The sequence below is a fragment of the Roseateles asaccharophilus genome (assembly GCF_031458115.1).
Classification (GTDB): Bacteria; Pseudomonadota; Gammaproteobacteria; order Burkholderiales; family Burkholderiaceae_C; genus Pelomonas; species Pelomonas asaccharophilus_A.
The window spans coordinates 390,529-409,421 of record NZ_JAVDXV010000008.1 but is presented as its reverse complement, the minus strand read 5'-3'; the positions used below and the strand labels follow the sequence as shown (position 1 = coordinate 409,421).

The window sequence follows — 18,893 nt, the reverse complement described above, 5'->3', positions numbered from 1 at the left end:
GAATTCTTCTGGGTAGGGTTGCTTGCTCTGCATGGCACCTCCGATTGGGCCTCAGTTTGAGGCTCGAAGATGTCTACTGAACCCGGGTCGATTCAGACCGAGGCCACCAGGATGGCGAAGAACAGCACCCAAAGGTTGGTGCCTGCCACGTCAACGCCGGCGCGCACGTTGTCATCAATGTTCTCGGGATTGTCCAGGTCGCGGCGCAAGTCGAACAGACCGGCAATGCCGACTTGCACGTCGCGTTGAGCACTCGACTCAGGGCCAGATCCAGGTGGGCGCGTCATGGCTTCATGCTCGTTTGTTTGCATCGTGCGTTTCCGGTGTCAGGCTCGGCAACGAGGTTTGATCTCTGCGGCTTTCGCGTCGGGCCACACAGCAGGTGCGGCGCGCAGTGTTGGACAGCTCGCCCCCACAGTCTCGCGGATGGCCTGGCAGTCGCATGGGCTCTCGCGCGCGGCAAGCCAACTCCCTTTGTCCGAACATCTCGAAGGACTGCAGCGAAGGTCTCAGAGGACGCAATGCGACGCGCTCCATGACGGACTCGCTGCGCCAGGCTTCAATGACGGCTATGGATAGAGAAGAGGACACTGGTGAGATCAGATCCCAACGCTTGCACTCGCTGCTGAACTGCCCATCCCGCGACGCGACTTGCAGCTGGAGTGCCCTCGCCCCCGCCTGAACTCGCCCAACTGGCGACAATCCCCCCATGTTCGCCCCGTCCCAGCTCGAAGTCCGGCGCTTCTTCTGCGCCACCTACCGCAAATGGCGCGATGGTGCGCCGCTGATCCCCATGGAGGCGTTGGCCGCGGACTGGATTGCCGAGCACCCGGAGTACCACGATGAACTGGCCGATGAGGCCGGCGCGCTGGAGAAGGTCTACACGGTGGAGGAAGGCCGCACCAACCCCTTCCTGCACCTGTCCATGCACCTGACGATCACGGAGCAGCACGCCATCGACCAGCCGTCGGGCATCCGCCAGGCCATCGACCTGCTCAGCGCCCGGCGCAACTCCCGCCATGAGGCCCACCATGTCGCGATGGAGGCGCTGGGCGAGATGATCTGGGCATCGCAGCGCAGCGGTTTGCCACCAGATGGGCACGTCTACCTGGACAAGGTGAGGCAGGCCGCGACACGCTGAGCACAAAAAAAGCCACCCGAGGGTGGCTTTGTCTTGTTGGGGCAGCGCTCAGGCGGTGAAGCTGCCACCGCCCATGCTGCGGCGCTCGGCCTTGCCGCCGGCGCCGTACAGGCCGGTGGGCTCTGCGGGGATCAGCACGTCCAGCGCACGGTCCAGCGACGCGTTGCCGCGAGCCAGGGATTCACGTTGCGCGGCCAGCAGACCACCGGCACGCACCAGGCGGTTGCGCAGCGCGGCCGGCACGCCGCCGGTGCGGGCGGCTTCGCTGAAACTCTGCACGGCGCGGGCCAGGTGTTGGTGCAGTTCGGATGCGTACTGCTCGATGGCGGCCGCGTCGCGGCGGGCCAGTGCGTCGCCCAACTGGTTCAACGCGCCCTCGACCGCCAGCAGCGGGGCTTCCAGTTCGGCGCTGAGCAGGGTGGACGAGGCGGTGGCGGTCATGGTGTGAGGGCGTTCAGTGCTTGTTGGCGCGCGCGTCCAGCAATTCTTGCGCATTCGCGACCAGCTTGTCCGCGATCGCATTGGCATTGATCGTGAACTTGCCCTCGGAGATGGCTTGCGAGATGCGTTGCACCTTGGCGGCGTCGAAGCTGCCGTCGTCGGCTGGGGCGCTGGCGGCCAGCTTGGCGGCGCTGGAAATCTCCACCTGGGCGCTGGGCGCCGGGGCGGATGCGGTCTGGCGGACGGTTTCGGTCGCCGCAGCCTCGGGCTTGCGCGTGGCCGCCCGCTCGGCCTTGGCCGGGCTGGCGCTGCCGTCGGGGCTGGGGCTGTTACCGATTTTCATGAGACTTCTCCAGGTGCGGGGCGGGCCCCGCTGGCGGGCATTGCAGGGGAGTTTCCCCCTGTATCGGCCGCGCACACCGGATCTTGAGCCGGAATTGGCCGATTTATCCGGCCAGTTCCCTTCATTCGTGGGGATTTGCTCACAGCAGCAGCTCCACCCGTCGCTCGCCGACGGCACGGCCGCTGGCGACGCGGCCGCTCTCAAAGCGGACCTTCACGTCCTGCCCCTCCAGGCCAGGCCCCAGAGCCTGAGCCTCGGCCACGATGGCAAAACCGCTACCCGCCGCGCGCACCTGCACCGTCTCGCCGGCAGCAAACCACTGGCGGGACTTCAGCGCCGGAGCGCGGACAGCATCGGCGGCGGCCAGCGGCCGGCCCAGCGTGCGCCCCAGCAGGGCACTGGCGTCGGTGAACACCGCGCCGGGTTCGGCCGCGATGTCGATATCGGCCATCGCCAGGTGTTCTTGAGACAAATTCACGCCGGCCGGCAGCGGCGTGGCGGCAACCACCACCCGGCCGAACACGGACACCCGCACCGGCAACGTGACGTTCCAGCGCGCGACGCCGTCGGTGCAGCGCAGGCCGATGCGGCTGCGCCCCCAAGCTGACATGCCAGTGGGTAGATAAGGTTGGACCTGCCGGCAGGGTGCCAGACGCAGGCGCGCATCCAACGCTCCGATCTCGACGGCGACGCGGGTTTCCGGCGGCGCGGTGGCCCGAGCGGCGGTTTCGGCCAGCTGGCGCACGCGCTCCAGCAGCGCCGGGTCGAGCACGCTCTGCGCCCGGGCGGACCACCCGGTCAGCGACAGGCACAACAGGAAAGCGGCTCGGTACAGCATGGCCGTCACTCTAGAGATGCGAAGGGTGGCGACTAGGCCGGAATTGGCCGGCTTTGGCCCCGCTAATCCCGCTCATGTTTTCGGGGCCGGTTCAGACAATCTGCGTCAGGAGCCACCCCGGCTGTGCAACTCGAGGGGGCAGAGATGCTGAACCGACTCACCGACAACCTGAACTTCCAGACCCAGGCGCTGACGCTGCGGGCGGAGCGTCAGCGGCTGCTGGCCAGCAACATCGCCAATGCCGACACGCCGGGCTACCAGGCCCGCGAGATCGACTTCGCCCGCGCGCTGCGGGAAGCCACCGGCGAGTTGGGCACGCCAGGCGCCCTGGCCACGACGCAGCGCGGCCACCTCGCGCCGCTGGCCGGGGCCCGCGGCGAAAGCGGCAAGCAGTACGCGCTGCAATCGCAGACCGCCATGGACAGCAACGGCGTGGACATGGACCGCGAGCGCGCCAGCTTCGCCGACAACGCGGTGAAGTACGAGGCCACGTTGCGCTTCATCAACGGCAGCGTGCGCACCACGCTGGACTCGATGAAGTCGCACAACCAGGCATGACGGAGGACTGAGCCATGTCGATGTTCCAGATCTTTCATGTCTCCGGCAGCGCCGTCAGTGCGCAAAGCCAGCGGCTCAACACGGTGGCCAGCAATCTGGCCAATGCCGACACGGTCGCCGGCCCGGACCGCGAGGCCTACAAGGCACGCCAGGTCGTGTTCCAGACCGAGTTGCTCGGCGCGCGCAACGACAGCGGCACCGCTGGCGTTCGCGTGACCAACATCACCGAAGACCAGACACCCGGCCGTCGCGTGCACGACCCCAAGCACCCGCAGGCCGATGCCGAAGGCTACGTGACCTACTCCAACGTGAACCCGGTGGAAGAGATGGTCAACATGATCTCGGCGTCGCGCTCCTACCAGAACAACATCGAAGTCATGAGCACGGCCAAGAGCCTGCTGCTCAAGACCTTGCAACTGGGTCAAAGCTGATGGACATCACCGCACTCAACGGCAGCGCCGCCAACAGCGCCACCACTTCGGCCAAGAACGCGGCCGAGACGCAGGACCGCTTCCTGAAGCTGCTCGTCGCGCAGATGAACAACCAGGACCCGTTGAACCCGATGGACAACGCCCAGGTGACCAGCCAGATGGCGCAGATCCAGCAAGTGACCAGCCTGTCCACGCTGGACAGCAGCATCAAGACGCTGGGCCTGCAGTTCGGCCAGATGCAGGCCTTGCAGTCCATCTCGCTGGTGGGGCGCGAGGTCAGCGTGCCGGGCGACAAGGTGCGCGTGACCGAAGGCGTCGTCGAGGCCAGCTACGAGCTGGACGGCGCGGCCAAGAACGTGAAGCTGGAGATCCTGGGCCCGGCCGGCAATGTCATCGACACCCGCGAACTGGGCGCTCAAGGGTCTGGCCGCCAGACCTTCTCCTGGACCGCCGGCACGCTGGCGGCCGAGGGCACCGACCTGAAATACCGCATCACCGCCACCAACGGCACGGCCGCCGTGAAGTCGGTGACCTACGCCCACGACACGGTGGACGCCGTCTACAGCGCGGGCGGCGCCCTCAAGCTCAACCTGACCCGACTCGGGCCGGTGGACTACGCGGCCGTCTCGGCCGTCAACTGACCCTTACCGCACGACAGCGAGGACTCCTCCATGGCATTCCAGCAAGGCCTCTCCGGGCTCAACGCCGCGTCCAAGAACCTGGACGTCATCGGCAACAACATTGCCAACTCCGGCACCTACGGCTTCAAGGGCTCGCGCGCGGAATTCGCCGACGTCTACGCGGCTGCGCTGAACGGCGCCGGCCAGAGCCAGATCGGCATTGGCACCTCGCTGCAGGCGGTGGCCCAGCAGTTCACGCAGGGCAACATCACCACCACCGAAAACCCGATGGATCTGGCCATCAACGGCGGCGGCTTCTTCCAGGTGACCGACGGCGCCAACCCGACGCGCTACACGCGCAATGGCCAGTTCAAGGTCAGCAAGGACGGCTTCATCGTCAACAACGACGGCCTCAAGCTGATGGGCTATCCGGCCAACGGCGCAGGCGTCATCCAGCCCGGCACGGCCACGCCGCTGACGCTGCCCACCGGCGGCATCCCGCCGGCCGTGACGGCCAAGGTGGCGGTGGAGTTCAACCTCGACTCCCGCCTGGCCGTGACCGCGCCGGAAGAAGGCGCCGGCACCGGCCTGGACCTGAGCGACAGCACGACCTACAACAACGCCACGTCCATGACGGTCTACGACGCCAAGGGCCAGGACGTCGCCGTGACGTTCTACTTCCAGAAGGCCGCCACGCTGGAAGACGGCAGCGACGTCTGGAACGTGTACGCCACCGCCAACGGCACGGCCTTCGACACCGACTCCACCGGCAACTCCATCTCGCTGGACGAATTCGGCAACCCGACGACGCCCTACACCACGATTACCTTCCCGCCCACGGGCGGCTCGCCCAGCAGCATCGCCGGCTCCGAGACCTCGCCACCCGGCAGCATCCTGATGAGCGTGCCGGCCGGCACCAGCGCGCGCGGCAACTCCACGCTGGCCATCCCCGACATCCAGCTGGACCTGACCGGCGCGACCGAGAACGGCAGCAGCTTCGCGGTGACCAACCTGACGCAGGACGGCTACGCGCCGGGCCAGCTGACCGGCATCCAGGTCGCCGACAACGGCATCGTCCAGGCCCGCTACTCCAACGGCCAGAGCAAGCCGGCCGGCCAGGTCGAGCTGGCCAACTTCCGCAACCCGCAAGGCCTGCAGCCCCAGGGCGGCAACGTCTGGATCCGCACGGTCGCCTCGGGTGACGCCGTCGTGGGGGTGCCGGGCGACGGCAACATGGGTGCGCTGCAGTCCGGCGCGCTGGAGGAGAGCAACGTCGACATCACGGCCGAACTGGTCAACATGGTGACGGCACAGCGCGCCTACCAGGCCAACGCCCAGACGATCAAGACGCAGGACCAGGTCCTGCAGACCATCGTCAACCTGCGCTGATCGCGACACAGGCTGAGGACGCGCGATGGACCGCATGATCTACCTCTCGATGGCCGGCGCCAAGGCGGCCATGCAGCGGCAGGACGTGCTTTCGCACAACCTCGCCAACGTCACGACCAATGGCTTCCGCGCCGAGCTGCAGGCCTTCCGGGCCGTGCCGGTGCGGGGCGACGGCGCCACCACGCGCGCCTTCGCGCTGGAAACCACCATCGGCTACAACGATGCGCCCGGCGCGCTGACCGCCACCGGCCGCAACCTCGATGTCGCCATGCAGGGCCAGGCCTGGCTGGCCGTGCAGTCCAACGACGGCACCGAGGCCTACACCCGCGCCGGCTCGCTGGACGTGAATGCCGAGGGCATCCTCGTCATGCGCAACGGCATGCCGGTGCTGGGCGACGGCGGCCCCATCAACGTGCCGCCCAACAGCGAGCTGGCCATCGGCAGCGACGGCACCGTCAGCGCCAAGTCGCCCAACCAGCGCCCCACCGCCATCGGCCGGCTCAAGCTGGTCACGCCCGAGGCAGCCACGCAGCTCACGCGTGGCGACGACGGCCTGTTCCGCGCCGCCGACGGTGACCTCCCCGCCGACCCGGCGGCCCGGCTGCAGGACGGCGCGCTGGAGGGCTCCAACGTCAGTGCCGTCGAGACCATGGTGTCCATGATTGCCGCGGCCCGCCAGTTCGAGCAGCAGATGAAGCTGCTGCAGATCGCCCAGACCCAGGGCCAGCAAAGCGCCAAATTGCTTGGCAGTCAGTAAAGAGGCCCCGCCATGATGCGTTCCCTGTGGATTGCCAAGACCGGCATGGAAGCCCAGCAACACCAGCTGGACAACATCTCGCACAACCTCGCGAACGTCGCGACGAACGGCTACAAGCGCTCACACGCGGTGTTCGAGGATCTGATCTACCAGAACATGCGCCAGGTCGGCGCCAACAGCACCGAGCAGACCACGCTGCCCACCGGGCTGCAGGTGGGCCTGGGCGTGCGCCCCGTCGCCACCGCGCGCATCTACACGCAGGGCAACCTGCAGCAGACCAGCAACAACCTGGACATGGCCATCAAGGGCGACGGCTTCTTCCAGATCCAGATGCCCGACGGCACCACCGCCTACACCCGTGACGGCAGCTTCCAGCTGAACGCCAACGGCCAGATGGTGACCAGCAACGGCTACACGGTGATGCCCGGCATCACCATCCCGGCCAATGCGATGAGCCTCACGGTGGGCGCTGACGGCACCGTCAGCGTGACGACGCCCGGCCAGGCCGCGGCGCAGACCGTGGGCCAGATCCAGCTCGCCCGCTTCGTGAACCCGGCCGGCCTCGACCCCAAGGGCCAGAACCTGTTCACCGAGACTGCCGCCTCCGGCACGCCCAATGCGGGCACGCCCAACACCGATGGCATCGGCGCGCTGCAGCAGGGCTTCGTCGAGACGTCCAACGTCAACGTCGTCGAGGAACTGGTGCAGATGATCCAGACGCAGCGCGCCTACGAGCTGAACTCGAAGGCGGTTCAAACCTCTGACCAGATGCTGCAGAAGCTGGCCCAGATCTGAGGAAGCGCGCCATGAAGTACCTCGCCGCCCTCGCCGCTGCCACACTGCTCGCCGGCTGCGCCGCCCCCTACCCGCAGCCCCGCGTGGAGCTGAGCCAGACACCGGTCGTCAACCTCCCTCACGTGCAGCCTCACACTGGCAGCAACGGCGCCATCTACCAGGCCGCCAGCTACCGCCCGCTGTTCGAGGACCACCGCGCCCGCCTGGTGGGAGACACGCTGACCATCAACATCACCGAACGCGTGTCGGCCACGCAGACCAGCACCAGCGAGCTGAGCAAGACCGGCAGCCTGTCGGCCGGCGTCACCGCGCTGCCTGGCATCGCCGGCAACTCCTTCGGCCGCGCCAGCGCCGGCGCCACGTCGGCCAACGACAACAAGGGCAAGGGCAGCAACCAGAACACCAACGAGTTCACCGGCGCCATCACGGCCGTCGTGACCGGCGTGCTGCCCAACGGCCACCTGATGATCAGCGGCGAGAAGCAGATCGGCGTCAACGCCAACGTGGACGTGCTGCGCTTCTCGGGCCAGGTGGACCCGCGCTCCATCGGCCTGGGCAACGCGGTGCCGTCGACCTCGGTCGCCAACGTGCGCATCGAGCAGCGCGGCCGCGGTGCCGTTGGCGACGCTCATGCCGTGGGCTGGCTGTCGCGCTTCTTCCTGAACATCGCGCCGAGCTGAACACGCCTCAGGCCGGGGATCGCCGCCGCCCCGGCGCCGGCCTAACATCGGATCGTCCCGGCCAGGCAGGGGAAATTCGGTGGGTCATCGACGCGTCATGGTGCTCGCGCTGCTCGGGGCCGGTCTGCCCAGCCTGGGGCTGGCTGGCTCGCCCGCGCTGCGCTTCGCCAGCGATGGCAACGACGAAAGCGGGCTCGCGCCCATAGGCCGCGCGGTGCTGCGCCGGGCCTTCGAGCGCCTGAACCGGAACCTGCAGTTCGACCACCTGCCCCTGCGGCGCTCGCTGCCCATGACCGTGCAAGGCCATCTGGACGGCGAGGCCCTGCGCATCCGCGAGTTGGCAACCACCCACCCCGAGCTGCTGCTGGTGCCGGTACCCATCGTCATGGTGCAGGTGCTGGGCTACGCGCGCGTCCAGGGACCGCAGCCGCAAGATGACTTGTCGCTGAAGGCACTGCGGGTCGGATTCCCACGCGGCGTCGTGCTGCTGGAGCGCTGGCTGGCGGACGCGCCGCGCAAGGTCGAGGCCACGCACCGTGCCGAACTGCTGCGGCTGCTGCAGCGCGACGTCATCGACGTGGCCCTGCTGACCTCCGTTGCCGGCCTGCCCGACCTAACGCCGGAGCCCGGCAGCGGCATGGTGCGCCTGCCCAACCCCTTCCATGTGCTGCCGCTGTTCGCGCTGCTGCACCAGCGCCACCGCGAGCTGCTGCCCGCGCTCACCGCGACGCTGCGCGACATGGAGGACAGCGGGGAATCGGCCCGGCTGCGCAACGCCGCCTGGGGCTCCACGCTCATGCCTTGATCTGACCCAGATAGTCCACCGCCAGGTGGGCCAGCGCCCGCACCCCCACCTCAAGCCCGCGCTCGTCAACGACAAAGCGCGGCGAGTGGTTGGAGTAGGCCTTGCTGGGTTCGATGTCCGGCGGCGTCACGCCGACGAAGAAGAACAGGCCCGGGATCAGCCGCTGGAAGAACGAGAAGTCCTCCGCGCCGGTCGCCTTGGGCACCACCTCGATGCCCATGGGCCGTGGGCCGGTGCTGGCCACGCGCGTGAGAGTCGGCAGCATCTGCTCGGTCAGCACCGGGTCGTTGCGCGTGACCGGATAGTTCTTCGTGATGCAGACCTTGCAGCTCGCGCGCGACGCCGCGGAGATGCCCTCGGCCAGCGTCGTGATGCGCTCGTGGATGGCGTCGCGCATGCCCTCGTCGAAGCTGCGTATCGTGCCGCGCATCTCGACCGAGTCAGGGATGATGTTCTCGCGCACGCCGCCCTTGATCGCGCCTATGGTGACCACAGCCGGCTCGCGGTTCAGGTCCAGCGTGCGGCTGACGATGGTCTGCAGGCCCAGCACGATCTGCGCGGACGTGACGATGGGGTCTATGCCCAGCCACGGAGCCGCGCCGTGTGTCTGCTTGCCCTGCACGGTGATCTTGAGCTTGTCGGAGCTGGCCATCGTGGGCCCGGGCCGGTAACCGATGACGCCGGCCGGCTGGCGCGACGTGACGTGCAGGCCGAAGATGGCGCTGGGCGTGGGGCTTTCCAACACGCCCTCCTTGATCATCAGCGCCGCGCCGCCCTCCTCGCCCTCGGGCGGCATCTCCTCGGCAGGCTGGAAGATGAACTTCACGCTGCCCGGGATCTGATCGCGCAGGCCGGCCAGGATGCTGGCCACGCCCATCAGGATGGCCACGTGGCAGTCGTGACCGCAGGCGTGCATGACGCCCACCTCCTCGCCATTCCAGACGGCGCGGGCCTTGGACGCGAACGGCAGCTCCACCTCCTCGGTGACCGGCAGCGCGTCCATGTCGGCACGCAGCGCCACCACACCGCCCGGCAAACCGCCCTTCAGCAGCCCCACCACGCCGGTATGCGCCACGCCGGTCTTCACATCATCGAAGCCCAGCGCCTTCAGATGCTCGGCAATCAGGGCCGCCGTGCGGAACTCCCGGTTGCCCAGTTCCGGGTGCTGGTGCAGGTCGCGTCGCCAGGCGATGACCTGATCCTGAAGGGCTTTCGCGGCAGTGTCGATCTCGGTGGTCAGTGGCATCGTGGGGTACAGCTTGCCCCAGGTCGGCCCGGGAGTTCAAGCCATTGCATTCAGATCCTGTTGCGCCCACGCACGGATGGCGGCGCGCGTCATGCACACGGTCAGCGACAGCTGAATCAAGAGCCAGACGGGGCCGCGCTCCGGCGTCAGACCCAGCCAGGTCAGCGTCACCAGCGTCGCAGGGGCGGCAAGCGCCAAAGCAGCGCCGCCCAGCAGAGCATCCCGGACCCGGCAGTGTCGGCCCCACCGCCAGGCCGCCAGGCTGACGACCAGCAACAAGTCGCCCATCGCCGACAGCCAGGCGCTGGCATCGACGGGCCAGAACGGCAGCTTGTTCGTCATCGCTGCCAGACCTAGACCCGCACTCAGCAGGACTGCAACGGCCAGCATCGACCCCAGCACCAGATGCCGCGCCCAGCGGCGCGCCGTTAGGCCACCCGGCGCGAGCCGCAAGCGCCAGTGCAGGGGCGGCGCGACCAAGGGCATGCCGAAGGCGACGCCCAAACCCAGCAACCACACGCCGTAGCCCAGCATGGCGTAGAGGTGGTCGTAGGACTGGCCCCAGCTCAGCCATTCCAGGCGGCCCCCGTGCGTCATGAACTGCGGAGCCCAGATCAACAGCCACAGCGGCGACATGCCGCTGCGCTTGTACTCGCCGGCACTGGTGCGCGACGGCACCGTGCGCCACAGCCGGTGCGACCAGGTGCGTCTCCACCAAACCTGCAGACCGTACAGACGGGGCCGCGGCCACGGGTGCGCACAAGCGGACAGCGCACGGGGCGACCGCATCCAACCCCATAGCAGCAACCCGGAACATCCGATGATGGCCAGTGACTGCAGCGCGTCGCTGAGGCTGATCGCCCGGACGACACCGGGCATCGTCAACGAGGCCAATACAGCCAGCGCCGGCAGCATCAGCCCGCGAGTCGCACGGCCTTGCCAGGACAGACTCAGTGCCAGGCCGCCGCACAGAGCGGCCATCAACAGCGCCAGTGCGCCGGGCAGCAGGCGCAACACGCCCGCCTGGTGATCCAACACACCCGCCATCGCAATCGGCCCCGCCAGCCCCGTGCCGGCCAGCCACGCCAGATCGCGCAGCAGTTGCGAGCGCACCCGCTCCCGCGCCGTGCTGGGTGCGACGCGCTGCTCCCAAGGCCGCAGGCTTTCATGCGCTGCCGCGACCAGCCAGATCGCACAGATGGCGAGCAGTTGAGTCTGTACCCACAGCAAGGCCACCGCTACACCGTCCAACTTGCCACGGAATTCGTAGGCCAGCATGGTCGGCGCCAGCATCAACAGGCTGGTCAGCCCCGGCAGCAGCCGCGTGAAGAACGGCAGATCGCTCGTCGGCGGAGCGTCAGGCGAGGAGGTCATGAAGGCGTTCATGTGTTCAGCACCTCCAGCAGGTCTTCCATGCCCAGGCCCGGTTGGCCCGCGGCGTCGGGGCGCTGGCGGCTGTCCACCAGCATCTGGCCGCCCTGGGCCGCGCTCCAGTGCAGGCCGGCCGCATCGGGATGCGCCGCCGGCACGCAGCGCAGGTGCTCCACCGCCTCGTCCCATTCGATGAACAGCTGCACCCGGCCCTCGCGCAGGAACAGCACGTGGCTGACGACGCGCTCCAAGTCGCTGAGCAGGTGGCTGGACACCAGCACCGTGCGAGGCGCCAGCTTGCGGCGCATCGCGAACAGCGCGCGCATGAAGTCGCGGCGCGAGATCGGGTCCAGGCTGGCCACGGGCTCGTCCAGCAGCAGCAGGTCAGGGTCATGGGCGAGCGCCAGCACGACGGCCAGCTTCTGCTGGTCGCCCAGCGACAGCGCATCGGCTCGCCTGCCCAGCGGCAGGTCCAGCCGGGCGGCCAGCGCAACGGCACCGCGCAGGTCCACGTTGGGATAGATCGCGGCCATCTCGTCCAGATGCTCCTGCCCGGTCAGCCGCGCGAACAGATCGGGCGTCTGCGCCGCATAGCCCAGGCGGGCGCGCACGCTGTCGGGCAGCGCCGAACTGGGCTGGCCCAGCAGCCAGGACTCGCCCTCGTCAGGCGTCTGCAGGCCCAGCAGGCAGCGCATCAGCGTGCTCTTGCCGGCGCCGTTGCGGCCCACCAGGCCCACCACGGCCCCTTCGGGCACCTTCAGGGCTATGCGGTCCAGCAACTGCGGGCGCGCCGCGCTCCACTGGCTGTCGGGCAGGCGCAGGCTGAGCTGACGGGCCTCGATGGCGGGGGTCATGGGCGATCCTGTTCTATGGATTGAAAGGCTTGCTCCAGCGCCTTGACGGCCTGGGCGGGTGTGACGCCGAGCTGGTTCGCCTGCCGTGCCACGGCCAGCAGGGCCGGCTCCAGCAACGCGAGCCGGTCGCCGCCCACGCGAGCGGGCTGGGCGCTGGCGGCGACCACCATGCCCAGCCCGCGGCGGCGCTCCAGCAGGCCTTCGGCTTCCAGCAGGCTATAGGCCTTGCTGACGGTCATGGGGTTGATGGCGTGCCGCTCGGCCACGGCGCGCACGCTGGGCAGTTCGTCTCCAGCAGCCAATTGACCCCCCGCCACCAGCCGCTGCACCTGCTCCACCACCTGGCGGTAGATGGGCGTGGCCAGCTGGGGCTGGATGTCGAAGAGGACCGGCGAGGTGCTGCTCATGTGTATTAGTGTATTGCACACATAATACACATCGCAAGCACTAGCCGAACAATCGCCGCCAGCGCCGCTGCAAGTCCAGCCACTGCCGCCCTCGCGAGCGGTCGATGCGCTTCACGTCGATCAGCGAGAACGCGTCGTCGCAGCCGGTCAGCGTGTGCAGGCCGGCCGTGTGCGTGGCGCTGACGAGGTCGCCGGTCAGGCGCTCGGCACCGGCCTCGACGACGACGTGCCCTGGCATCAGCACCGGGAAGCGCAGCAGCCGCGTGGCGCCGCCATAGCCGGTGGAGCTGTCCTGCACGGGCAGCGTCAGCACGCCATCCCGCGCCACAAACGGCCGGCCAGCCGGCCGCGCGCCGTCTCGGGCCACGCGCACCGGGTTGGCCGCCAGCGGCGTCCACGGCCCGGTCAGCGTCGGCGCGTGCGCCATGTGCAATTCGCGCTGGTCGCGGGCGTTGGGGCCGACCAGCGTGTAGAACATCCACCAACGGCCGTGGAGCTCGACCAGCGACGCATCGGCGCCCGGCAGGCCGGCCAGCAGCGCGCACTCGCGCTGCCAATGGTCCAGCGACGCGTCGGTCGCGCGGTACAGCGCGATCTCACCAGCCTGGTAGCTCTCCGGAACCATCCAGGTCTCACCGCCGTGCTCGAACACCTGCGGATAGGACAGGTGGAAGGGCCGATCCAGCACGGTCGCCTGACGGCGCCAATGCAGGTCGGCCTTCGAAAACTCGTGGCGCTCGATATGGGCGCGCTTGGTACGGTAGTCGAAGGCTTCGACGAACACGTGCAGCGCGTCGCCGCGCACCAGGCCGAACGGGTCGGCGAGGTAGCGCCAGCGGCCGGCGTCGGGCAGCCAGGTGATGCGGTCGCGCACGGCGGCCAGCCGCGCGGCATCCACGTCGGCCAGCGCCAACGGCACGATGCCGACTTGCCAGAAGTCGGTGCGGGGAGCCTTGAACATCAGGCGGCGACAGCCTCTTCCTCGTCCTCCAACCGCGGTACCGGCACGGCCTGCCGACCCATCACGTCGCGATAGAAGGCCAGCGTGCGCGCCACGGCGTTGCTGCGATCGTAGGCCGCGGTCGCATAGGCGACCGTGCGGACGGCAAGCGGCAGCGCCCGCAGTCGCTGCAACTCGTCCGCGATGGCGCGGCCCAGTGCGTCGGCGTCGTCCACCGGCACCAGGCGGGCCGGCTGGCCGGCCAGCATTTCCAGCGGGCCCTGCGTCGCGGTCGACAGCACCGGGCGACCGGCGCGCATGGCTTCCAGGATGGCCAGCGGGAAGGCTTCCTCGCGCGACGGCGACACGAACAGGTCGAAGGCCTGCAGCGCGCGGTCCACGTCGCTGCGGAAGCCCAGCAGCCGGATGCGCCCGTCGCCGGCAGCCAACGCGCGCAGTTCCGCCTCCTCGGGGCCTTCGCCCAGGATGGCCAGCACCGCGTCGGCCGGCGCATGCGACTTGAAGCCGGCGATCAGCAGGTCCATGCCCTTGCTGCGATGCAGCCGGCCCACCGTGCCCACCAGCAGCTGGTCGGGCGCCAGGCCCAGTTCGGTGCGCAGGTCACCGGTGCCCACCGCCGCCGCGTCACGCTCAGGCGCCCAGTTGTAGATGACCCGTGCCAGCGCCCGGCCGGCCGGCAGGCCGTCGTGCTGAGCGCGATTGACGCAGACCAGCCCGTCCAGCCGCGCATGGTGGTGGGCCTTGTAGCCCACGTGCAGCGTGCCGATGCGCATGCCTTGCGCGCTGTGGGCAACGGCCTTGCAGGCGGGGCCGAGGTGACCGTGGCAGACATCGGCGCGCAGTCGGCGGGCCAGCGCCGCGACGCGCCAACCGCGCAGCAGCGGCAGCTTCAGGCCGTGGAAGGTCACGCCCGGCGCCAGCGCGCCGGCCACGGCCGACCCGGCCGAGCCGATCACGTGCACGCGGTGCCCCAGCGCGGCCTGCGCGTTGGCGAGATCGATGCAATGCCGCTCACCCCCCGCGATGCGGGACGAAAACACGACATGAACCAGGGTCAGCGGTTCGAAGGAAGACAGCATGGCGGTGGCGCAGCGGGGCACGATTTCAGTGCGCGCCAATTTACGTACAGACACATTCGGAAACTTTTGGAAAGCTGTACGCCGGCTTGCTGCTGGCCGTCTGTCCCGCTGCGCCTGTCGGCACCCGGTCTGGAAAAGCGGGGCCGTCACCCGCCTTTTCGGCGGCTTCGCGGGCTCAAGCATCCGCAGAATCGGCCGAGTGAAGTACCTGCAAGCCCTCCTCCTCAGCCTGGCCGTCGTGCTGGCGCCCTTCTCCCATGCCGCGCGCATCAAGGAAGTCGCCTCCGTCGCCGGGGTCCGTTCCAACCCCTTGACCGGCTACGGGCTCGTCGTGGGCCTGGATGGCACGGGCGACCAGACCACGCAGGCGCCGTTCACCGGCCAGAGCCTGCAGGCCATGCTGCAGCAGTTCGGCGTGATCCTGCCCCAGGGCGTCACCATGCAGCCGCGCAACATCGCCGCGGTCATGGTGACGGCCTCGCTGCCGGCCTTTGCCCAGCCCGGCCAGCAGCTGGACATCAATGTCTCGTCCATCGGCAATGCCAAGAGCCTGCGCGGCGGCACGCTGATCGCGACTCCGCTGCGCGGCGCGGACGGCCAGGTCTACGCCATCGCCCAGGGCAACCTGGTGGTGGGCGGCGCAGGCGCATCCGCCGGCGGCTCCAAGGTGCAGATCAACCACCTGAGCGCCGGCCGCATCCCGTCGGGCGCACTGGTCGAGCGCGCCGTGCCCACGCCGCTGGCCAACGGCGACTTCATCCAGCTGGACCTGAACAGCAGCGATTTCGCGACCGCCCGCGCGGTGGCCCAGGCCATCAACAAGGCCAAGGGCAACGGCGTGGCGCAGGCGCTGGACGGCCGCGTCGTGCGCGTGAAGGCACCCGCCACGCCGGACGAGCGCGTGGCCTTCCTGGCCGACGTCGAGAACCTCGCGGTGGACGCGGCCTCGCCGGCCGCGCGCGTGGTCATCAACGCCCGCACCGGCTCCATCGTCATGAACCAGGCCGTCACGCTGTCGGCCTGCGCGGTGGCGCACGGCAGCCTGTCCGTCACGATCAACTCCACGCCCATCGTCAGCCAGCCCAACGCGTTGTCCGGCGGCCAGACGGTGGTTACCGAGAAAGCCGACATCTCGGTCCGCCAGGAACCGGGCAGCCTCATCCAGCTGGCCGCCGGTGCGCGACTGGCTGACGTCGTCAAGGCACTCAACTCGTTGGGTGCCACCCCTCAGGATCTGCTCGCGATCCTGCAGGCGATGAAGAGCGCGGGCGCACTCAATGCCGAGCTCGAGGTGATCTGATGTCGTCCTTCCAGTCCATTGCCGGCCAGGGTCTGGGGAGCCTCGACGCTCTCAAGGCCCAGGCCTCGCGCGATCCCAAGGCCAGCATCCGCGAGACGGCCAAGCAGTTCGAAACGCTCTTCATGCAGGAAGTCATGAAGAGCATGCGCGCATCCACGCTGGCCAGCGGCATGCTGGACAACAGCGCCACGCAGCTGGGCACCGAGATGCTGGACCAGCAGTTCGCCGGCAAGATGAGCGGCCTGCCGGGCGGGCTGTCCGACGCGATCCAGAAGCAGCTGGCGCGCCAGATGGGCATCAAGGATTTCAGCCCCGAGGGCGTCAAGCGGGCCAGCCAGACGACGCTGGCCCAGGCGCTGCCAGCGCTGGCCACCAAGGGCATTCCCAACCACGTGCAGAGCTTCATCCAGCAGCACGACGCGTCGGCCAAGGCTGCCTCGGCGGCCACCGGCATTCCGGCCAGTTTCATGGTCGCGCAGGCGGCCCACGAGAGCGGCTGGGGCAAGCGCGAGATCGTGGGCGCCGACGGCAGCAAGAGCCACAACATCTTCGGCATCAAGGCCACGCCGGGCTGGACCGGCAAGACCGTGGACGTGAAGACCACCGAGGTCATCAACGGCCAGGCCGTCAAGGTGACGGCCAAGTTCCGCGCCTACGGCAGCTACGACGAGGCGTTCAAGGACTACGCCCGCCTGATCAGCAGCAACGACCGCTACTCCAAGGTCGTCGCGCAGGCGCAGGCGGGCAACGCCGCCGGCTTCGCGCGCGGCTTGCAGCAGGCTGGCTACGCGACCGACCCGGCCTACGCCGAGAAGATCGCCAAGACCATCCACACGACGCAGCGCGTCCAGAGCACGCTCGCATAAGGACTGAACGATGGCCGGCTTGCTCACCCTCGGCGCCCGCGCGATGTTCGCCCAACAGGCGGCATTGCAGACCGTCAGCCAGAACATCGCCAACGCGAACACGCCGGGCTACTCGCGCCAGGCCGTGGTGCTGACCACGTCGGCCGGCCAGTACACCGGTGCCGGCTTCTTTGGCAAGGGCGTGGACGTGCAGACCGTCGTGCGCTCGCACAACGAGTTCCTGACGAAGGAAGCCGCCACTTCCAAGTCCACCGCATCGGCCGACGCCACGCGCGCCGAGCAGCTGGCCCGCATGGAGAAAGTGTTCCTGCCCGGCACCGACGGCCTGGGCTATGCCGCCAGCCAGTTCCTGAACGCGATGATGGACGTGACCAGCCGCCCCAGCGACCCGTCCGCGCGCCAGGTCGCGCTGGGCCGCGCCGCCGAGCTGGCCACGCGCTTCTCCAACGCCGGCCAGCAGCTGACCGACCTGCAGTCCGGCGTCGTCAGCGACCTGAAGGCCAGCGTCACGGTGGTCAACGAGATCGTCAAGCAAATCGCCGCGGTCAACGACCAGGTGTCGCGCACGCAGGGCAGCGGCCACACGCCCAACGACCTGCTGGACCAGCGCGACCGCCTCGTCGCGCAACTGGGCGAGTACGTCGCCGTGACGACGCTGCCCGCCGACGATGGCACGCTGGGCGTGTTCATCGGCGGCGGCCAGCGCCTGGTGCTAGGCAGCCAGGCCACCACGCTGCAGGTCACGCCCGACCCCTACGACGCGACGCGCGCGCGGCTGTCCATGAACGAGGGCGGCCGGCTGCGCTCGCTGGACGACAGCGTGCTGACCGGCGGCTCCATGACCGCGCTGCTGCGGTTCCAGAACACCGACCTGCAGGACGCCCGCAACCTGCTGGGCCAGCTGGCCGCGGCCATCGGCACCCGGGTCAACGACCAGAACGCGCTGGGGCTGGACCTGTCCAACCCGCCCGGCAAGGGCGCCCAGATCTTCAACGTCGCGACGCCCCGCGTGCTGGCCGCCGCCAGCAACCTGCGCGACGACGCGGGCCGCTTCACCAGCGGCGTGCAGGCCACCATCGTCAACGCCGGCCAGCTGCAGGCCAGCAGCTACAAGCTGACCGCCAACGACGCCGGTGGCTACCAGCTGACGCGCCTGTCCGACGGCCTGGTGCGCAGCGTCAACGAAGGCGACACGGTCGACGGTTTCCGCATCAACTTCACGCCGGCAGCGCCCACGGCGGGCGAGAGCTTCCTCATCGAGCCGGTGGCCAACGCCGCCGTCGAGATGCGCCGCGTGCTGGACAACCCCAACGGAATCGCCGCGGCCTCGCCGGTGACGGCCTCCATGTCGGTCAGCAACACCGGCACGTTGACCGCCGAGAGCATCTACGCGGTCAACCCCAGCTTCGACGCCTCCCGAGCACCGATGACGATCGAGTTCGGTGCCGCGGACCCCGCCAACCCGGCCAACCGCCTGTACACGCTGACACTGGCCGACGGCAGCGTCATCAACGGCACGTGGAGCGCCAACCAGCCGATCGGAAACCAGCCGGCGCTGGGCATCGACCTGGGCTTCGAGCTGCGCACCAATGGCGTGCCGCGCGAGGGCGACCGCATCAGCATCGATCCCACCGTCTACACCGCCACGAACAACGGCAACGCCAAGGCCTTTCTGGACATCCAGAACGAAGCCTTCATCGGCCGCGAGGTGCTGGCCGATGGAACCATCACCGCAGGCTCCAGCATCAACGACACCTACGCCGCTGCGATGAGCGAGGTGGGCGCGCGCGTGCAGAGCGCTACCTATTTGTCCGGCGTGTCCACCAGCGTGGCCGCAGATGCCGAGGCCAACCGCGCCGGCCAGGCCGGTGTGAACCTGGACGAGGAAGCTGCCCGGCTGATGCAGTTCCAGCAGGCCTACCAGGCCGCCGCCAAGGTGCTGCAGACCGCCCAATCGCTGTTCGACGAAGTGCTGCAGATCGCCGCCCGATGATGGCCCACCCCCTACGCG

22 protein-coding genes are annotated in these 18,893 nt (G+C 69.0%); 12 read left to right on the top strand and 10 right to left on the bottom strand.

Going from position 1 to position 18,893, the window contains the following annotated elements; translation table 11 throughout:
* Positions 1 to 92: 92 nt before the first annotated feature.
* A complete protein-coding gene (locus tag J2X21_RS20925; protein ID WP_310331821.1) occupies positions 93 to 311 on the bottom strand; it encodes a hypothetical protein in 219 nt (72 codons plus the stop codon).
* A gap of 398 nt (positions 312 to 709) precedes the next feature.
* On the opposite strand from J2X21_RS20925, the gene J2X21_RS20920 reads away from it, so the two are divergent.
* Positions 710 to 1,141, top strand: a complete 432-nt coding sequence (locus J2X21_RS20920; protein ID WP_310331818.1) for a DUF1841 family protein — start codon at positions 710 to 712, stop codon at positions 1,139 to 1,141.
* A gap of 48 nt (positions 1,142 to 1,189) precedes the next feature.
* Here J2X21_RS20920 and J2X21_RS20915 read toward each other — a convergent pair whose 3' ends face one another.
* The 3 genes from J2X21_RS20915 to flgA all read right to left on the bottom strand — a co-directional run bounded on the left by J2X21_RS20915 (position 1,190) and on the right by flgA (position 2,763).
* Positions 1,190 to 1,582, bottom strand: a complete 393-nt coding sequence (locus J2X21_RS20915; RefSeq protein ID WP_310331816.1) for a hypothetical protein — start codon at positions 1,580 to 1,582, stop codon at positions 1,190 to 1,192.
* A gap of 13 nt (positions 1,583 to 1,595) precedes the next feature.
* On the bottom strand, positions 1,596 to 1,925 hold the full coding sequence (gene flgM, locus J2X21_RS20910; protein WP_310331815.1) for a flagellar biosynthesis anti-sigma factor FlgM: 330 nt from the start codon (positions 1,923 to 1,925) through the stop codon (positions 1,596 to 1,598).
* 139 nt (positions 1,926 to 2,064) lie between these two features.
* The gene (gene flgA, locus J2X21_RS20905) at positions 2,065 to 2,763 is read right to left on the bottom strand and encodes a flagellar basal body P-ring formation chaperone FlgA (RefSeq protein WP_310331813.1); all 699 of its coding nucleotides are present in this window, start codon (positions 2,761 to 2,763) and stop codon (positions 2,065 to 2,067) included.
* Positions 2,764 to 2,907: 144 nt separating this feature from the next.
* On the opposite strand from flgA, the gene flgB reads away from it, so the two are divergent.
* The 8 genes from flgB (at position 2,908) to J2X21_RS20865 (ending at position 8,798) form a co-directional block, all read left to right on the top strand.
* Positions 2,908 to 3,321, top strand: a complete 414-nt coding sequence (flgB, locus tag J2X21_RS20900) for a flagellar basal body rod protein FlgB (protein WP_310331811.1) — start codon at positions 2,908 to 2,910, stop codon at positions 3,319 to 3,321.
* 14 nt (positions 3,322 to 3,335) lie between these two features.
* Positions 3,336 to 3,752, top strand: a complete 417-nt coding sequence (flgC, locus tag J2X21_RS20895) for a flagellar basal body rod protein FlgC (protein WP_310331809.1) — start codon at positions 3,336 to 3,338, stop codon at positions 3,750 to 3,752.
* Positions 3,752 to 4,393 carry a flagellar hook assembly protein FlgD gene (locus J2X21_RS20890; protein ID WP_310331806.1) on the top strand — a complete coding sequence of 214 codons (642 nt, stop codon included), beginning with the start codon at positions 3,752 to 3,754 and terminating at the stop codon, positions 4,391 to 4,393. Before flgC ends, J2X21_RS20890 begins: the two co-directional genes overlap by 1 nt.
* A gap of 30 nt (positions 4,394 to 4,423) precedes the next feature.
* Positions 4,424 to 5,761 (top strand): flagellar hook protein FlgE, encoded by a 1,338-nt coding sequence (gene flgE / locus J2X21_RS20885; RefSeq protein ID WP_310331804.1) that lies wholly within the window; start codon positions 4,424 to 4,426, stop codon positions 5,759 to 5,761.
* A 25-nt stretch (positions 5,762 to 5,786) separates the two neighbouring features.
* Complete coding sequence (gene flgF, locus J2X21_RS20880; protein WP_310331803.1) at positions 5,787 to 6,518, top strand: flagellar basal-body rod protein FlgF; 732 nt, start codon at positions 5,787 to 5,789, stop codon at positions 6,516 to 6,518.
* Positions 6,519 to 6,530: 12 nt separating this feature from the next.
* Complete coding sequence (gene flgG, locus J2X21_RS20875; RefSeq protein ID WP_310331802.1) at positions 6,531 to 7,313, top strand: flagellar basal-body rod protein FlgG; 783 nt, start codon at positions 6,531 to 6,533, stop codon at positions 7,311 to 7,313.
* 11 nt (positions 7,314 to 7,324) lie between these two features.
* Positions 7,325 to 7,993, top strand: a complete 669-nt coding sequence (locus J2X21_RS20870) for a flagellar basal body L-ring protein FlgH (protein WP_310331801.1) — start codon at positions 7,325 to 7,327, stop codon at positions 7,991 to 7,993.
* 79 nt (positions 7,994 to 8,072) lie between these two features.
* Positions 8,073 to 8,798 carry a hypothetical protein gene (locus J2X21_RS20865; RefSeq protein ID WP_310331800.1) on the top strand — a complete coding sequence of 242 codons (726 nt, stop codon included), beginning with the start codon at positions 8,073 to 8,075 and terminating at the stop codon, positions 8,796 to 8,798.
* On the opposite strand, the gene J2X21_RS20860 is transcribed toward J2X21_RS20865, so the two are convergent.
* The 6 genes from J2X21_RS20860 to J2X21_RS20835 are packed head-to-tail and all read right to left on the bottom strand — an operon-like array spanning position 8,788 to position 14,716.
* Positions 8,788 to 10,044: an amidohydrolase gene (locus J2X21_RS20860; RefSeq protein WP_310331799.1), complete on the bottom strand. Its 1,257-nt coding sequence runs from the start codon at positions 10,042 to 10,044 to the stop codon at positions 8,788 to 8,790. The two genes, J2X21_RS20865 and J2X21_RS20860, sit on opposite strands and share 11 nt — an antisense overlap.
* Before the next feature lie 36 nt (positions 10,045 to 10,080).
* Positions 10,081 to 11,418 (bottom strand): hypothetical protein, encoded by a 1,338-nt coding sequence (locus J2X21_RS20855; RefSeq protein ID WP_310331797.1) that lies wholly within the window; start codon positions 11,416 to 11,418, stop codon positions 10,081 to 10,083.
* Positions 11,419 to 11,426: 8 nt separating this feature from the next.
* Positions 11,427 to 12,269 carry an ABC transporter ATP-binding protein gene (locus J2X21_RS20850; RefSeq protein ID WP_310331796.1) on the bottom strand — a complete coding sequence of 281 codons (843 nt, stop codon included), beginning with the start codon at positions 12,267 to 12,269 and terminating at the stop codon, positions 11,427 to 11,429.
* The gene (locus J2X21_RS20845) at positions 12,266 to 12,676 is read right to left on the bottom strand and encodes a GntR family transcriptional regulator (protein ID WP_310331795.1); all 411 of its coding nucleotides are present in this window, start codon (positions 12,674 to 12,676) and stop codon (positions 12,266 to 12,268) included. The genes J2X21_RS20850 and J2X21_RS20845 overlap by 4 nt, the downstream gene beginning before the upstream one ends.
* Positions 12,677 to 12,716: 40 nt before the next feature.
* Positions 12,717 to 13,637, bottom strand: a complete 921-nt coding sequence (locus J2X21_RS20840) for a glucosamine inositolphosphorylceramide transferase family protein (protein ID WP_310331794.1) — start codon at positions 13,635 to 13,637, stop codon at positions 12,717 to 12,719.
* Positions 13,637 to 14,716: a glycosyltransferase gene (locus J2X21_RS20835; protein WP_310331792.1), complete on the bottom strand. Its 1,080-nt coding sequence runs from the start codon at positions 14,714 to 14,716 to the stop codon at positions 13,637 to 13,639. Before J2X21_RS20835 ends, J2X21_RS20840 begins: the two co-directional genes overlap by 1 nt.
* A 208-nt stretch (positions 14,717 to 14,924) precedes the next feature.
* Here J2X21_RS20835 and J2X21_RS20830 point away from each other — a divergent pair, with 208 nt between their 5' ends.
* The 3 genes from J2X21_RS20830 to flgK are packed head-to-tail and all read left to right on the top strand — an operon-like array spanning position 14,925 to position 18,875.
* On the top strand, positions 14,925 to 16,016 hold the full coding sequence (locus J2X21_RS20830; protein ID WP_310331846.1) for a flagellar basal body P-ring protein FlgI: 1,092 nt from the start codon (positions 14,925 to 14,927) through the stop codon (positions 16,014 to 16,016).
* Entirely contained in the window at positions 16,016 to 16,882 is an 867-nt protein-coding gene (gene flgJ / locus J2X21_RS20825) for a flagellar assembly peptidoglycan hydrolase FlgJ (protein WP_310331790.1), read from the top strand. The genes J2X21_RS20830 and flgJ overlap by 1 nt, the downstream gene beginning before the upstream one ends.
* A 10-nt stretch (positions 16,883 to 16,892) precedes the next feature.
* The gene (gene flgK, locus J2X21_RS20820; RefSeq protein ID WP_310331788.1) at positions 16,893 to 18,875 is read left to right on the top strand and encodes a flagellar hook-associated protein FlgK; all 1,983 of its coding nucleotides are present in this window, start codon (positions 16,893 to 16,895) and stop codon (positions 18,873 to 18,875) included.
* Positions 18,876 to 18,893: the final 18 nt, after the last annotated feature.